This is a genomic window from Xanthomonas sp. LMG 12460, assembly GCF_009192895.1.
Lineage (GTDB): Bacteria > Pseudomonadota > Gammaproteobacteria > Xanthomonadales > Xanthomonadaceae > Xanthomonas_A > Xanthomonas_A sontii.
Window position 1 is genome coordinate 1 of record NZ_NKUH01000104.1, and the last position, 1,432, is coordinate 1,432.

The following is a 1,432-nucleotide window of genomic DNA, read 5'->3' on the forward strand; positions in this document are numbered from 1 at the left end:
ACACCACCCCACGCCCCCGCCATGTCCGATTCCGCCCTGCTCGCCCTGTCCCCGCTCGATGGCCGCTATGCCGGCAAGGTCGACGCCCTGCGGCCGATCTTCTCCGAATACGGCCTGATCAAGGCGCGGGTGAAGGTGGAGATCGAATGGCTGCTGGCGCTGGGCGCCGAGCCGGGCATCGGCGAGCTGGCCGCGTTCTCGCCGGCGGCGGCGCAACGCCTGCGCGCGCTGGCCGAGGGCTTCGGCGTGGAGCACGCGGCGCGGGTCAAGCAGATCGAGCGCACCACCAACCACGACGTCAAGGCGGTGGAGTACTTCATCAAGGAGCAGCTCAAGGACGACGCCGAACTCGGCCCGGCCCTGGAGTTCGTGCATTTCGCCTGCACCAGCGAGGACATCAACAACCTCAGCTACGGGCTGATGCTGGAGCAGGCCCGGCGCGAGGTGCTGCTGCCGACCCTGGACGCGGTGATCGCGACGCTGCGCGCCCTGGCCCATGCGCAGGCCGCACAGCCGATGCTCTCGCGCACCCACGGCCAGACCGCCTCGCCGACCACCCTGGGCAAGGAGATCGCCAACGTGGTCGCCCGCCTCGAGCGCCAGCGCCGGCAGATCGCCGCGGTCGAGCTGACCGGCAAGATCAACGGCGCGGTCGGCAACTACAACGCCCACGTCGCCAGCTACCCCGACGTCGACTGGCCGGGCTTCGCGCAGCGTTTCGTGGAAAGCCTGGGCCTGGTGTTCAACCCCTACACCACCCAGATCGAGCCGCACGACAACGTCGCCGAACTGGGCGACGCCACCCGCCGCGCCAACACCGTGCTGATCGACCTGGCGCGCGACATCTGGGGCTACATCTCGCTGGGCTACTTCAAGCAGAAGCTCAAGGAAGGCGAAGTCGGCTCCTCGACCATGCCGCACAAGGTCAACCCGATCGACTTCGAGAACGCCGAAGGCAACTTCGGCATCGCCAACGCCCTGTTCGAGCACTTCTCGGCCAAGCTGCCGATCAGCCGCTGGCAGCGCGACCTCACCGACTCCACCGTGCTGCGCGCGCTCGGCACCGCCTTCGGCCACACCCAGGTGGCGCTGGACTCGCTGGCCAAGGGCCTGGGCAAGCTGACCGTGAACCCCGAGCGCCTGGACGCCGACCTGGACGCGGCCTGGGAAGTGCTGGCCGAAGCCGTGCAGACGGTGATGCGCCGCCACGGCCTGCCCAACCCCTACGAGCAGCTCAAGGCGCTGACCCGCGGCCAGGGCATCACCGCCGACTCGATGCGCGCCTTCGTCGAGACCCTGGACCTGCCCGAGGACGCCAAGCAGCGCCTGCGCGACCTGACCCCGGGCGGCTACGTCGGCCTGGCCGAGCGGCTGGCGCGCGGCGTCTAGGGCGCGTCACCCATTCCCGAGGATGCCGCGTTGGGTCTGGCAG

General features: G+C 69.8%; 1 protein-coding gene. It reads left to right on the forward strand.

The annotated features are described in order from the left end of the window. Positions 1 to 21 precede the first annotated feature (21 nt). Entirely contained in the window at positions 22 to 1,389 is a 1,368-nt protein-coding gene (gene purB / locus CEK66_RS18225; protein ID WP_152237848.1) for an adenylosuccinate lyase, read from the forward strand. Positions 1,390 to 1,432 lie beyond the last annotated feature (43 nt).

Coding starts and splice junctions, on each gene's coding strand:
- purB (WP_152237848.1), top strand. CDS start 22: ATGTCCGATTCCGCCCTGCTCGCCCTGTCCCCGCTCGATGGCCGCTAT.